Genomic DNA, 14,194 nt, shown 5'->3' with positions numbered 1-14,194 from the left:
GTGTTACTTTATATAATTCAAGTAATGGTGGAGCCTAGCGGGATCGAACCGCTGACCTCCTGCGTGCAAGGCAGGCGCTCTCCCAGCTGAGCTAAGGCCCCGATGTATATAAGATGCGTTTTCAATGAAGCATTCCCTGCTTCTTCCTCTACAAGCTCCGCTCCGTTGTTTGCTGCGTCGAAGCAACTCGTTGTTAATTCACAGAAGTTTAGCTCGTAGCTGAGCGACAAGATTCATTATATCAAATCAATCAATTCTGCGCAATGATTTTTTGTGTTTTTTCATCTTTAAGCTGTTTAACCGAAGTGTAATGTCGTAATCGGTCATCAGAGACAAATATTAATATATCACCTTTTTCAGTTCCATGCAAGTGGCTTTTTTAAAAAATTTTCAGTTGTTTTTTAGCCACTCAGATTTATAAATTTATCATAATAATACTAAAACAAGTTTGATTCGTCGACTGATTAAACAAATAAAGTAGTTGCATACTAAAAAAGCAGCAAGTCATCCCCACTGCTTTCTGACATCTTTAATCACTGTTTAGTTCCTATCTTACAAAAAGTGGATGTGGAAAGCCCCCTTCCCTCATACCACTATAAAATTCCGGGACCTCTCCTTGTATATAGATCATCCCTACTGGTACAGTTGTGCTCACTTTATCCGTGTTCGTTGCAAATGGAATAATAACTTGAGATTGAACCTCTATATCCATCGACACTCGAACCCATGAATTATTGATCCCCACATGTTTTACTTCCTCGTTTAATTGAACACCTACGTCACCAATGGTCGTAAATTTTACAGGTACTAAAGGACCTAATTGGGCGAGCAGTGCGTTATTTGTGGATTGCCCAAGCGGAATAGTATAAATCACTCCAGGGATATCACTATCATTCGATATATGAGAAAGTCCTAATATTTCGAGCTCATGCAATTTACCTTCTTCCATCATTTTTAAATAATATTGAGCATTTGTAACAGCTGTTGTAACAACACTATTATAAATGGTTGCATCAAAGCCAATGGTAGAAACCTTTCCCTCTTCATCCTTTTCTATAACAATTAGTTCATTCATATTTACATTTTTTACAGCATTCGATACAGCATAATTGATTGCCGAAGTAGCAATCTTTTGCGTTTCTAAATTTGCAATCTCAAGTAATGTTGGGCGAATGCCTTTTTCAACAATCCATAGCCCTTGAACTGTTAAAGCGGTAAAGATTAAGAAAGAAATGATGAGAACATAGCGAAATGGCAGTACTTTTCTTGGTTTCTTTCGGAAGCGCAAGCAACCCCCTCCCTTTTGTTAAAATATACAAGTTAACAGAAGTCGTTAGAACAAGAATTATCGTAATACCCCTAGAGCGCATTAGCCTTTAATTGAAAAAGCAAAAAAAACCTCAATAAACACCAAAAGGACTCTCCGTTACGTAAAGAGACCTTTCAAAAAATCAGGATTGTTACTACATTTATCTCTTTAGGCATATTTCTTCCGACTACAAACCATAATACTTGTAAATACAAATGACTCGTTTTAAACTGCACACACATAGCATTTGATCAATTATTCCGTTAAAAAGGAGTAATAATGTATATGAGAAAAAAATCTAACAAGTATCCATATCTAATATTACTCTTCATCCATTTATTTTTATTGATCTATACGTTTTATAAAAAAAGGGACCAAAAACGATTAGTATTTTTACTGCTCATCTCAAATATTGGAATAGCATACCTTTTTGAATACTTTGTTGTTAATCTTTTTCACGCCTATAGATACAAACCATCAATATTAAAAAATAACGTATTTGACAAAATAATTGGAGCTATATTTTCGCAAGCATTTTATATTCCCTTTACAGCAATCTTCATTTCAGCATTTCAATTAGGTTGGAAGACTAAATTACTTTTCAGTGTTTACTTTTCGCTTATCGAAGTTGCCTTTCTTCAAATGAATATTTATAAACATCATTGGTGGAGGACATATTATACTTTTTTTCTATTGCCGGTCTTTTTTCGGATTAGTGACAAATGGTACGAACATCTAAAACAAGAAACACCAGTCATTTTACATTTGACTTTTTACCATTTAATAGTAGTTACTTGCATTAACCTTCTATTTGTACAGGCTATTATGGGAAGGATTAAATTCGGGTTTGGTTCCTTTCATTCCTGGACAAACCATTTTATCCTAGCACCACTTTACTCTATTTTCCTTTCCGTACTAACCACTTGGACACTGAAGAGGAATAGAGCCTTACCAAGTCTACTAATGTTGTGTATTCGATTACTCACCGATATCATGTTAGTTAAAATACAGTGGCTCAAATTACGTACAAACAGCGTTTTTTCTAATCTGCCTTTTCATCTATTCATGACGGCTGTAGCACAATATTATAGAACATTGGTCTACAGAAACGAATAAAGAAAAGAGGTAATTTTATAACTTATTACCTCTTTTGAAATATTTCAACGTATTCACTTCGTATCACTATCCACCTTCAAATTAAACTTGTTTAATAGATCTATTTCTAATTTGTGATAATATGTTTTACTCACTATATTTCTTGACCCACGCAATATTTCGATTGCATAATGAATCGGCGGAGCCACTTCATTCATTTTATCAATAACAAAAAACGTTAAAACATCGTTAAACGTTGTACCATTTACTTCAATGTCAATGAATGCAGGGCGATACACTCCTTCATCTACCCCTTCACGTCCGTATAAATATTGCAATGCCTTCTTCCCAATTTGATACACCTTTCCTTCAACCCATTCATCAGTAACAGTCTCTACCATATCCGCTCTTCCACCATCACTAAGTTCTAAAGTATAAGCTAACGAAAAATTCCTTGCCACACCACAGCCGATCACTTTCGAAAAATACCGTTGAACACCCGCTTGACAAAATCGTTCATCATCCATACATGAGCCATAAGCAAAGTAAAGAAGTTCTTCCTTTTGTATATACCGGTAAACCTTCCAATCACTAAAACTATCGTCATTCAATTCAGTTTCAATTGATGAGGAATAACGATATACATATGCTCGAATATCTTCTGTATCTGTATAGACTGTCTCGATTATACGATCATATAGATTATCTGCTCTTCCCTCAACATACCCTTCTAATACGTCAAGCCTCTTTACCAGCTGCTCATTGACCTCATATAACTCCCCGTACACCCTTTGCGATGAATCAGCTACCATGGCCGGATACCCATAACCAGTATCATATAGCTTCCCATATGTCCAGCACTGAGTCGCTATACAATTTGCCCCCTGTAAATAATGATGATTGATTTCATGCTTTCGTAATGTCCCATATACAAAAACTACGCACTTCTTCTCCATTATATCCCCCTCAACAAAAACGAACCGATACTTTACATATCAATATATCTATAGTATAAGAAAGACAATAATAGAAAACAAAAGATACGACTACGAAAAAAACGACCCATCCTAAAAATTTAGAACGGATCGTTTCATTGCCGTAACCTTAACTAATTTTCTCTTGCTTTTCTTCTACTACTTTTTCTTTTTCACTTGGTAAATTCTCTTTATTTCTTCCGATTAATAGGATATATAGAGCAATACCAATTCCAATTCCCCATGCAGCACCTAAAGTAGCACATAACATACCGATCATTAGCACTAATCCACGTGAAATATTATTTGTAACCATTGACATCGCTACATAAGCACAAGCAAATCCAGTTAGTAGGATGGTAACTGAGAGAGCAACCGGAAATAGAGGTGCGATAATACCCATAACCGGTAATAATAAACCAAGTGGAATTGCTAGCAAGTAAAAGTTTGCCACACCAGAAAAAATTGAATCCATTGTGTTGCGACCCTTTTTATAACGTTGGATCAAGAAAACTTGTACACCAGTCCAAATTGGTCCATGCAACCAAGGCATCGGTCCTGCTGTTAAAATTTGTCCTAAGTTACGTAATGCTAATACATAGTGGCTTCGATTCATATTGATATCAATTTTTTCATCTTTTCTCGCTTCATCTGCATCTTTTAATAAAGTTTGAGCAACAAGTAAATCACCAAACACTAGAATATAGAACATAAATCCAAGTGGAATCACAGAAATAATCATTTCCAAAGGTGGTAAACCGACAGACCAAATTGATAATGTAGAAAACACTTCACCAATAGGCGGAACAAAAATTCCCCACTTAAGATCAAATGTAACCTCACCTGTAAAGAAACCTACAACACCAGCTACTGAAAATGCTATTAATAATGCATTCGATCCCGCGATTACCTTCGCCTTTGTATCTGGCAAACTAGCAAACGGAATCGAGAACATGAGCAGAAGGACGATTACCCAAGCTGTTATTAACGTAATCGGCATGTTTGGTAAACGCCCAAGCTCACTTTGAAATGCTGCAATCGCTGCCCCCATAATAATCCCTGCTTTTAGCGATGCAGGGATTAAATTATTAAACTTTTCTCCGAGTCTAGTAATACCAAAAAACAGGAATAATGCGATTACTACAATGGATATTGCGATCATACCGTGTACAGCTTCAATTCCAGGTGTAAGCGTATTCAAATAAACGATAGTAAGTGGAAGGGCAGGTGTAATTGCACCTGCAGCATACACGTCACCGAATAAAATGGTTTGTGCAAGTACCCAAACAAGAAAAACCAAACTTACTGTCCAAGCAACTTCTAATGAGATGTCAAAGTATTTCATTGCTAGCGGAGTAATCGATCCACATGTCGCCAATAGCAGCAATCCTCCTTGAAGGTGCTGATTTGGAGTTATTTCGAGATGAACCCCTGGAATTCTTGCTGTAAAAGGACCCCATTTTATCCCAGGATGAATATCGCCCTCTTTCCTTTTTCTAATCATCTAATTTGTTACCCCCTTATAACTTTAATAATAAATTTCAGAAAATTACGATGGATTGTGTAACAAGATTTAACAAAAAAAGTGAGATCCTTCGCTTTTGAAAATTCTTTCTAGAATACCGCCTTTTCTTCAACCCCTCTCTTAAAACAGAAAATAAATATACGTTTATTAAACGTAATATTAAAACAAACCAATCACCGCCTTTGTCTAATATAATTGTATTTGCTTTGAATTATAAAACCCGGCATAAAAACAACCATATAGCTTTTTGGAAAAACAAAAAATTCAAACCAAACCACTTTTTTACTATTTAATACATTTATATATTTAACAATATATATAACGTTAATAATACGAATAACTTTTTAATGTTATAATTAAAAGGTACAGAATATTTTGTTAAAAGTCAATATTTAGTTAATAATAAAGTTTAGTATTTTGTACAAATTTTAATTTAATAATTCAAAAAATAAAAAAAACACTGATACAACAACTGTTATCAGTGCCTCTTTTAATATTGATTTCTATCTATTTTCTAACTCATTAGTATCTCTTTAAGGTCTTCTACAGAAAGCGTACCTATTTCTCGATTGGATTCTAACACTTCTTCAATGAGGTGTTTCTTCTTGGCTTGTAATTCATTCATTTTTTCTTCAATTGTACCACGAGCTACTAGCTTAATAACTTGCACATCATTTTGTTGACCGATTCGATGAGCACGATCTGTTGCTTGTTCTTCTATAGCAGGATTCCACCAAGTATCATATAAGATAACGGTATCAGCACTCATCAAGTTAAGTCCAGTCCCCCCAGCCTTTAATGAAATAAGAAAAAAGTTATGTTCACCAGCATTAAACCGGTTGCAAATGTCTACACGTTCTTCTGAAGGGGTTTGTCCATCTAGATAAAAGAAAGGCAACCCTTTCATAGTTAGCTTTCTCCCGATCAGATCAAGCATTTTAGTAAACTGGGAGAAAATTAACACCCTCCGGCCAGAAAGCTTGGCCTCATCAACGAATTGGAGTAGCTGCTCAAATTTCGCAGAACTACCTTTATAACCATTAACAAACAGGCCTGGGTGACAACAAATTTGTCGAAGCCGTGTTAGACCTGCTAAAATCTTGATCCTATTTTTACGGATCGTATCTTTATCAAGGTGCTTTAAGGTGTCGTGTCGCAGTTTTGCTAAGTAAGCAGCGTACAGCTGTTTTTGCTCTGGAAGCAAATCGACCGATTCTATTGTCTCAATCTTTTCCGGAAATTCTGCAAGAACCTCCTCCTTTACTCTCCTCAGTACAAACGGGCGAATTCGACGTGCTATAGTTTCTCTTGAAAGGAAACTGTATTCCTTCAAACCAAGGAACAATTCAGGAAACACAATGTGAAAAATGGACCATAGCTCCTCAAGTGAATTTTCAACAGGAGTCCCCGTTAAAGCAAAACGATGACCAGCCTTTATTTTTTTTACCGCTCGTGCCGTTTGGGTTAATGGGTTTTTGAATGCTTGTGCTTCATCAAAGAACACCGTATGGAAGACTTGCTTCTCATACCATGTAATGTCTTGTCGTAGTAAAGGATAGGATGTAATCACAACATCAATTTCCTTCAAATCCTTCTGAATCACTTCCCGTTCCGATTTCTTTCCATCAATAACTACCGCTTCAATATTTGGAGCAAATTTCATTAATTCGTTTTTCCAATTGTATGTTACTGAAGATGGACAAACGACGAGGACTTGGGATTTCTGTTTACGTAAATCAGAAAGGATCGATAAGATATACGTAATACTTTGCAGCGTTTTCCCTAGCCCCATATCATCAGCTAATATCCCTCCAAAACCATAATAAGCGAGAATTTTCATCCATTGATACCCATGCTTTTGATACTCTTTTAGAATCGGCTCTACCCTTTTTGGTATTTCAAACTGTAAGCAACCAGGATTACGAATCGTTTCTAGAAACTTCTTAAAAGATTCCTCAGCAAAAAAAGTTCGACTCCCCTCAACGTGATCAAGAAGGTGAAGACACTTCTCAAGTGGTAAATCTAAACCATTTGCTAGCTCCTGCTCTTTCATTTTGACCTGAGGAGAAGCTAAAAAGCGCTGAATTTCCATAAACTCGTTTGTCTGTAATGACATAAGTGAGCCATTTCTTAACCGATAATACTTCCGTTTTTCTTCTAATGCAGCTAACACCTCTCGTATTTCATTATCAGAAATACCATCCAGCTTAAAAGCAAATTCAAGCCAATTTGTCCGTTCTTTATTTACCTTTACTCTCACTATTGGTCGGGGATCTCTGTAGATTCGATTTCTTACTGCTGTTGTTGCGTAAATTTGAACGACCTTCTCTAACTTTGGAATAATATGGTACAAGAATTGATACTCTAACTCTTCATTGTGTAGAAAATAACCACCATCAGTCTTAGCAAATTCCCCTTCCTCCATTAGTTCAAGAATCTCATCCTCTTTTACTGTATCTCTACTCAGCATTGTTCCTGCTGGCAGATCATTTGCTTCGAGTGGATTAAAAATTATATTTTCATAGTGAAATTCAAGACCTGCAAGCAAGCGGTTACTAACACGATCTAAAAATAACTTGGCCTGCAAAGGCTTTTTTTTCAACAGTTTAGATATTGTTTCATCGACGGTTACTTCTCCTAGTTTTTTTAAGCCCGGAGCAATCGCTTCAATAAAAAATCCTAGTTTTTCCTCTGGAATCGGTACAACATTTGTCGTTGTCGCCTCGAACATCTTTTTTATTTCGGTTAATCGTTGACAATCATTAGCTTCTAGCAGTCTTATTGTCCCTTCATATAATACCGTTTGATAAGAATTTAAGACAAATATCTCATTCATACCGTTCATTAAGAGTTCAAAATGATTGTCATTTTTGCGAAAATCAAATTGTAATGGCAGGAGTTCATTTGATATTTTCGCCTCGACAAACAATTGACCATCATACTCTAGTTTAACCAGTGGTGTTGCTAATACAGAAGTCAGAAGCCTTTCCCATTTGGAAGGTGGAATTATTAGCTTATCAATACTATAGTTATTTAATTTTTTCGCGGTTTCATCACCATACGCTTTTTCATCATCAATCATTTGAATCAACTGCTTGAATACCTCATCTGTTTCTGTTTGAAAGCAATGATGCTTTGGATGAAACGCAAGCGCATTGGATAAATTGATAGGTTTACCTTCCTTAACTCTCTCAAGAAAACCTGGGAGATTTTCTACCTTTACTGTTCCTATTTGTAAAGCAATACTAGCTAACCATTGCCCCCCAACAATTTGAATAGGTCTTAACGTAAACGTAACTTCAACGATTTTTCTTGTTTCGAAGTAACGCTGCTGTCTACTTGGGTAGACAGTTTCTTCATCAAAAAGATTCAGTAAGCGATCAGATACCTCATTCATTACAGTCTCTTGCCTGTCCGCCGCCCTTTTATGATGGCGTTGAGAATGTAATAAACAAAATAATACCGCTGCAACATGTTGACATTCCTTTTCAAAGGAAGCGAGCTTTGGGCAACTGCATTTCGTTTTGATTCCTGCAGTTGTTTTTTCGACCGTAACATGAAAAACTTCAACACCCGTTACCGTTGCTTGACATATATAATGTGTGCATTCTAAAAACTCTACTTTATTATTACGATAAAATGTCTCCCCTCTCTTAAAGGAGGCACTGCCGCACATATCAAGTATTACTTTTTCATTTAATTTTATGTCCACACAATCTCTCCTTCCTAGGGGATGATAGTAGCTACATGATTACTTTAATTATGTACATTGAACTGCTATAAACGCAAACCATTACTGTTACATTATATTTTTCCATAGAAAAAGGACTCTACGAGAGAGTCCTTAACTTATTATGCTTTGTTTACGTTTGTAGCTTGAGGTCCACGTTGACCTTGTTCAACTTCGAAAGTCACTTTTTGACCTTCTTCTAAAGTTTTAAATCCTTCGCCTTGGATAGCTGAGAAATGTACGAATACATCATCTCCACCTTCAACTTCGATAAATCCGAAACCTTTTTCTGAGTTAAACCATTTTACTGTACCTTCTTGCATGTTTGTTTCCTCCTGTGTGGATCTTTTCCACTGTTTATTACTATTGATGTTCAGCTACTATCAAAGGCGAAAAGTTTAAAACACTAATCCAATCCTTACTTACATAACGAACAAAAATAATTCTTCTTTATAATAACAGATCGGTTATAAGAAAGCAAGGAAAGGTTCAATACAAATAATATCGACCACTCTGGGAAGTTATCCTTTTACAGAATGTAATGTATAGATAGCAAGCAGATAAAACAAATATAGACCTAAATAAGCACCTGTGACAAGGAAAACGGGATTAAGGAAGATGCCATGAATATTTGTCATGAACACTGTATTATCAATAATAATATTATAAATTGCAATCGAAGCAATATTCCCAAAAATAAGTGCTGCTACCATTGCTCCTACATTAAAAACAACAGGAATCCGCCTCCATTTTCTAGCACATAATACCATTATCATTGGAAAAATAATACTACCTACTATTAGTAATGGCTTCACCTTGACCACCTCAACACCATTGTTTACGATACGAACCTGTTCTAAACCAACAAATTATGTTAGTTATAGGAAAGGGACTGTCACTTATTAATGAAGGTTAGAATGAACTAGGAACGAGCCAAATATCAATATCAAACGATAACTGAGTTGTACATAAAAAAGCCTAACATTAGTTAGACTTCACAACATTTGCAAATATGTAAGCACACACCGTTTAACTTTCTTAGCTTAATAAGCCAAGCATCTTTAAGCCATATAGAATGCCATCCTCCCCGGCGGATTTCGTTTCGTACTTCGCTGCTTTCTTAGCTAGCTCATGACCATCCCCCATTGCCACGCTTTTTTCAATAGCTTTTAGCATTTCTAGATCGTTTAACGAATCCCCAAAGGCAACTTGATTTCCCTTAGGAATGTTCAGCACCTCAATTATTTTATCAATCCCTTCAGCCTTTGATCCCCCGCTCGGAAGGATATCCACCGATAATGGGTGCCATCTGATGAAATCAAATTGTTGAAAAACTTCTGAATAAGGTTTCTCTTCACCATCCTTGCAAAATAGTAAAGCTTGATATAGATCTCTATTTTCACAATAAGCCGGATCGTGTGTTGGAAACTGCTTTATTTTCAGTGTCCTTATACTTTCTGTAATATACTCATGTTCAGGCACATTCGCCTTCATATCCTCATGATCCATATAAACAACAGGATGATTATTGGAAACAGCTAGATTTGTTAATAGATCTAACGCATCTTTATTTAAAGGGTTTGTGTAGATCACCTCACCTTTTAATACAACATATTGACCGTTATAACTCACGTATGTATCAATGTTCAATTCTTTACAGACATCATCAAACATGAAAGGGGCACGACCAGTGGCTATCGCTACTTCATGACCTTGTTCTTGCAATGATTGTATTGCATTTTTTGCCGTTCTTGGGACTATTTTGTTTTCATTTAAAAGTGTACCATCTAGATCAAAAAAAATAATATGTTTATCCAAAACGAAACCTCCAATATAAATGACCTTTCTTCTTTTTATTTTACCATAAGTAAAAAGCTCTTTTATATTCTTAGGTCACCCTGCCTGAAATATAGTTTGTATACAAATTATATTTACACATACTATTAACTAACATATAATGTTAATTAATAGAAAGGAAATGGTGAACTATGATGTCAAAAGATAAAGCAATTGGATCAGCAACAGTTACACTCGGTAAAAAACTTACCCGTATTGTTACATATTACTTAAAGCCCTATAACATCACTGCTGAGCAATGGAGCGTACTAAGAGCATTACATGAATTTGACCACATTACACAAAAAGAATTATCAGCACGATCCGATAAAGATCAAGCGACACTAACAAAAATTTTAGATTTATTAGAGAAAAATGAGTATGTAAAACGCATTCAAAACCCTGCTGACAGACGTTCATTCCTTATCGCTGTGACGGAGAATGGCCGAATGTTAGCTACAAAATTATCCCCTTATATCGAAGAGAAATTCGAACAGCTCACAGAGCATATTGATCAAGAAAAGCTCGCTATTTACGAAGAAGTGTTATGTTCCATTGAAAGTAACATTGACGAACATTTTGAAAAGTTACATGAATAGAGAGGAGATTTAATTAAAAATGAATAAGCAAGTAAAATTATGGACTGGACAATACGTTGCCATATTAATGATGGCCTTTTTATTTTTTATATGTTTACAACTTTTAACAGCTGGGTTTCCAGCATACATTACGGAGATTAAAAACAACCCAGCACAAGCAGGATTAATGACAACGGTTTTTATGGTTGCGGCTATTGTGACACGGCCTTTAATAGGCTTTCTCATTCATAAAGTAAATATTAAAATGATAAGCATTTTGACCCTTATTTTTATTGCCATTACCGTTGGGATAAGTTACGGGCAAGATTCTACTGCTTTACTATTGGTCTTGAGAGTTTTACACGGTATCGGCTTTGGAATCATTACGACAATCTTTTCAACAATGGCAACAGCCATTATCCCATCACACCGACTTGGAGAAGGAATCGGTTACTACAGTATGGCTACGAGTGTTGGAACGACATTAGCTCCAATGTTTGCCCTATCAATATTGCAGTTTTATTCTTACAACCTAATGATTACCTTATCAATCACGCTTACACTCGCATCCCTTTTTCTTTGCTTGTTTGTCAAAGTTCCGAAATTTACTGGGACGAATCAAAGTACAAAAATAGTTTCTTTCAAAGAGTATGCGTTTGATAAACGGGCCCTTTTACCTTGTATTCTTGTCAGTATGTTCAGTTTTTCATTGGGCGGGGTGATTAGCTTTCTAAGGGAATTAGGGAAGGAAGCAAATATCGGTGGTTCTGTATCACTATTTTTTCTAATCATTGCCATTTCAATGGTGATTGTTCGGCCCATTTCGGGAAGAATCTTTGACCGCTTAGGACATAAAGTCATCATCATTCCTGGTGTAATAAGTGGTATCATTGGTTTGTTCCTTTTATCAATCACCGAAAGTGCAACGAGTTTACTTATTGCTGGTGTTTTTTACGGTACGGCATATGGCACAATAGCACCTACTCTTCAAGCTATCGCTGTTCGATTTGTTGATAGAGAGAAACAAGGAACTGCCAATGCCATGTACTTCTCAGCAATGGACCTTGGTGTTGCCATTGGTTCAATCGGGTTAGGGGTCATAGCTTCATTTACAAGTTATCAATTCATCTATGGATTTTCTATTTTGTCTTTGGTTGGGTTATTATTCATATACTCCTTTATTTTACTAAAACAGAATACAGTCCAAACTGCTGTTGAAAAGGTTTCATAATTCTTTGTCTTTAATACATGAAAAAAAGTGATCAGGGAATAATTACCAAGAGATAAAGATCTCACCTATCACATTATTTTTTATGAGGAGGCTCCTTTTCGATGAAAAAGTTAATTTTCACTTTAACCTGTATCGCCTTTTTAGTTGGCGCTTGTGTCCCGAAAGACCCGGCACCTGCTCATGATAACCCTGAGGAACTAGCTGAAAAGGTTGAACATGAGGCCGAACAAGATTTTAACGTCGATGAAGCTGAGGCTTCATATGGAAGCTGTATCGGCTGTCATGGCCAAAATTTAGAAGGGGCTTCTGGACCCCCACTGAAAAACCAAGGTTTAGATTATCAGCAAATTCTTAGTACAATAAAAAACGGTGCTACAGGTATGCCCGGGGGCCTAGTAAAAGGAAATGAAGCCGAAAATCTTGCTGCATGGATTGCTGATCAAAACAAATAACAGTATCGAAATCAAACGCTCGGATATATTTTGATCCGAGCGTTTGATTCTTACTGAGGAACTGAATTTTCTGCATTAATATAACCCGCTCCATAAACATAGCGGTCTCGATTTTCTCTCCATAAATCAGTACCGTTTTTCAGACGATATTTCACATCATCTGGTGTAGCAGTTGGTTGCTGCTGTAAGATCAAAGCAACTATTCCCGCACATATCGGTGTTGCCATCGAAGTCCCTGATAGTGAAATATAATCGGTTCCCACTCTGCTCCCTTTTTGCAGCTTATCTATAAGAGATTTTGGGGAACGTAATGATATGATATTTACCCCCGGTGCTAATAAATCTGGTTTTTCTTTACCATAAATCGTTGGACCTCTACTCGAAAAACTAGCGACATCATCGTCTGATCTATCAAGAGTATTACGATCATCTAACGCTCCGACTGTAATGACTTTTTCACTGACTCCTGGACTTGCAATCGTACCAGGATCATCCCCTTCGTTTCCAGCAGCTACGCAAACGACAATTCCACTATCCCATGCCTCATTTACTATTTTTACCATTGGGTCATCCGTCTCTTTTTCAAAGGGTTGAGCAGTAGCTCCTAAGGACATATTTATTATATCAATTCTTCTGTCCTGATGTATTTCATTATAGGTAATACAATAATCAACTCCTTGGATGACCGTTTCTAAAGATCCAGAGCCTAATTTATCTAGTACTTTAACTCCTACGAGATTTGCTTCCGGAGCGGGGCCCCTATATAATCCAGAGGAAGCCGAACCATCTCCTAGAGCATCTCCCGCACAATGTGTTCCATGACCATTATCATCATAAGGCTCAGTTCGACCATTAATGAAATCTACAAAATCAACAATTCTCCCTTCTAGGTCTTGATGGGTATGAATTCCCGTATCTATGACAGCAATCGTAACGCCTTTTCCAGTTAGTGTTGTTCCACCTCTTTCAACATGACGAGCGCTTGCTGATTCAACAGCGACGTCAAGAAGAGCCTTAACTTCACGATTTAAATAAACCTTTCGAATCATATTACAGCTAGAGAGCATTTTTTCTAATGCAAGCGGCGTAATATTCGCACTGCAGCAAGAGATTCTACTAAAATCCTGTCTAATTTTACAGCCGCTGTGACTCTGAAATATTTGCTCTACCTGTATAGATCCTTCTTGGTGGCACCCCTTTTCGAATTCAATGATCACCGAAACTTTTTTTCGTTTCATGATCATTCCTTCAAACCATTTATGCAAGAAACACGGTGTCCATTTAAATGGTTTATATACGTTTAGAATAGTCTCACGCAAAGGTTTGTCTAGTTTATGTGCATAAGTACGTACCATTTGTACCATAGAATAACCAAACATCACATTTCCTCCTAATTTGATATTTGCAATTACTCTATGATCATTATCAAATTTTGCCCCCGATAGTTGTCTATGAATCTCTGAA

General features: G+C 36.4%; 11 protein-coding genes and 1 tRNA gene. 3 read left to right on the top strand and 9 right to left on the bottom strand.

Translation table 11 applies throughout. The features are described 5' to 3' along the window. Positions 1-25 precede the first annotated feature (25 nt). The 8 genes from ACJ2A9_RS16320 to ACJ2A9_RS16285 form a co-directional block, all read right to left on the bottom strand. A tRNA-Ala gene (locus ACJ2A9_RS16320) sits at positions 26-101 on the bottom strand. Between the two features lie 446 nt (positions 102-547). Continuing rightward, a complete protein-coding gene (gene yunB, locus ACJ2A9_RS16315) occupies positions 548-1,288 on the bottom strand; it encodes a sporulation protein YunB (protein WP_441422736.1) in 741 nt (246 codons plus the stop codon). Between the two features lie 1,190 nt (positions 1,289-2,478). After that, on the bottom strand, positions 2,479-3,360 hold the full coding sequence (locus ACJ2A9_RS16310) for a gamma-glutamylcyclotransferase (protein WP_441422735.1): 882 nt from the start codon (positions 3,358-3,360) through the stop codon (positions 2,479-2,481). Between the two features lie 148 nt (positions 3,361-3,508). After that, on the bottom strand, positions 3,509-4,882 hold the full coding sequence (locus ACJ2A9_RS16305; RefSeq protein WP_441422734.1) for a hypothetical protein: 1,374 nt from the start codon (positions 4,880-4,882) through the stop codon (positions 3,509-3,511). Positions 4,883-5,417: 535 nt separating this feature from the next. After that, on the bottom strand, positions 5,418-8,615 hold the full coding sequence (locus ACJ2A9_RS16300; RefSeq protein WP_441422733.1) for a DEAD/DEAH box helicase: 3,198 nt from the start codon (positions 8,613-8,615) through the stop codon (positions 5,418-5,420). A gap of 140 nt (positions 8,616-8,755) precedes the next feature. Continuing rightward, positions 8,756-8,956: a cold-shock protein gene (locus tag ACJ2A9_RS16295; RefSeq protein ID WP_441422732.1), complete on the bottom strand. Its 201-nt coding sequence runs from the start codon at positions 8,954-8,956 to the stop codon at positions 8,756-8,758. A gap of 198 nt (positions 8,957-9,154) precedes the next feature. Then, positions 9,155-9,448: a transposase gene (locus ACJ2A9_RS16290; RefSeq protein ID WP_441422731.1), complete on the bottom strand. Its 294-nt coding sequence runs from the start codon at positions 9,446-9,448 to the stop codon at positions 9,155-9,157. A 223-nt stretch (positions 9,449-9,671) separates the two neighbouring features. Further along, positions 9,672-10,451, bottom strand: coding sequence for a Cof-type HAD-IIB family hydrolase (locus ACJ2A9_RS16285; RefSeq protein WP_441422730.1), 780 nt, complete (start codon positions 10,449-10,451; stop codon positions 9,672-9,674). Between the two features lie 173 nt (positions 10,452-10,624). Here ACJ2A9_RS16285 and ACJ2A9_RS16280 point away from each other — a divergent pair, with 173 nt between their 5' ends. The 3 genes from ACJ2A9_RS16280 (at position 10,625) to ACJ2A9_RS16270 (ending at position 12,730) form a co-directional block, all read left to right on the top strand. After that, positions 10,625-11,068 (top strand): MarR family winged helix-turn-helix transcriptional regulator, encoded by a 444-nt coding sequence (locus ACJ2A9_RS16280; RefSeq protein ID WP_441422729.1) that lies wholly within the window; start codon positions 10,625-10,627, stop codon positions 11,066-11,068. Positions 11,069-11,087: 19 nt separating this feature from the next. Next, positions 11,088-12,278, top strand: coding sequence for an MFS transporter (locus ACJ2A9_RS16275; protein ID WP_441422728.1), 1,191 nt, complete (start codon positions 11,088-11,090; stop codon positions 12,276-12,278). A gap of 101 nt (positions 12,279-12,379) precedes the next feature. Beyond that, positions 12,380-12,730: a c-type cytochrome gene (locus ACJ2A9_RS16270; protein WP_441422727.1), complete on the top strand. Its 351-nt coding sequence runs from the start codon at positions 12,380-12,382 to the stop codon at positions 12,728-12,730. Between the two features lie 50 nt (positions 12,731-12,780). Here the strand turns inward: ACJ2A9_RS16270 and ACJ2A9_RS16265 are convergent, their stop codons facing one another. Continuing rightward, positions 12,781-14,109, bottom strand: a complete 1,329-nt coding sequence (locus ACJ2A9_RS16265; protein WP_441422726.1) for a S8 family peptidase — start codon at positions 14,107-14,109, stop codon at positions 12,781-12,783. Positions 14,110-14,194: the final 85 nt, after the last annotated feature.

This window comes from Anaerobacillus sp. MEB173 (genome assembly GCF_052119505.1).
GTDB lineage: Bacteria > Bacillota > Bacilli > Bacillales > JBJMAU01 > JBJMAU01.
Note: the sequence above shows the minus strand (reverse complement) of the source record. Positions and strands in the feature narration are given on the sequence as shown.

Excerpts from the sequence above, each read along its gene's own strand:
- ACJ2A9_RS16310 (WP_441422735.1), bottom strand. The coding sequence starts at position 3,360 with ATGGAGAAGAAGTGCGTAGTTTTTGTATATGGGACATTACGAAAGCAT.
- ACJ2A9_RS16305 (WP_441422734.1), bottom strand. The coding sequence starts at position 4,882 with ATGATTAGAAAAAGGAAAGAGGGCGATATTCATCCTGGGATAAAATGG.
- ACJ2A9_RS16265 (WP_441422726.1), bottom strand. The coding sequence starts at position 14,109 with ATGTTTGGTTATTCTATGGTACAAATGGTACGTACTTATGCACATAAA.
- ACJ2A9_RS16270 (WP_441422727.1), top strand. The coding sequence starts at position 12,380 with ATGAAAAAGTTAATTTTCACTTTAACCTGTATCGCCTTTTTAGTTGGC.
- ACJ2A9_RS16275 (WP_441422728.1), top strand. The coding sequence starts at position 11,088 with ATGAATAAGCAAGTAAAATTATGGACTGGACAATACGTTGCCATATTA.
- ACJ2A9_RS16280 (WP_441422729.1), top strand. The coding sequence starts at position 10,625 with ATGTCAAAAGATAAAGCAATTGGATCAGCAACAGTTACACTCGGTAAA.
- ACJ2A9_RS16295 (WP_441422732.1), bottom strand. The coding sequence starts at position 8,956 with ATGCAAGAAGGTACAGTAAAATGGTTTAACTCAGAAAAAGGTTTCGGA.